At 50.0% G+C, this 214-nt stretch carries 1 protein-coding gene; it reads left to right on the top strand.

Annotated features, from left to right (window positions below):
* Positions 1-214: DKNYY domain-containing protein (locus GNY06_RS13075; protein ID WP_176590036.1), on the top strand; the 214-nt coding region annotated here is incomplete at both ends.

Raw genomic sequence — 214 nt, forward strand, 5'->3', positions numbered from 1 at the left:
CGAGCAGTTTTCAATTGATTGGCGACGGATACGCTAAGGACTCATGGAACGTATATTTCTGCGGAGACAAGATTGCCGGCGCATCGCCGAGCAGTTTTCAATTGATTGGCGACGGATACGCTAAGGACTCATGGAACGTATATTTCTGCGGAGACAAGATTGCCGGCGCATCGCCGAGCAGTTTTCAATTGATTGGCGACGGATACGCTAAGGA

Origin of the sequence: Elizabethkingia argenteiflava (assembly GCF_009904105.1) — a bacterium.
GTDB lineage: Bacteria > Bacteroidota > Bacteroidia > Flavobacteriales > Weeksellaceae > Elizabethkingia > Elizabethkingia argenteiflava.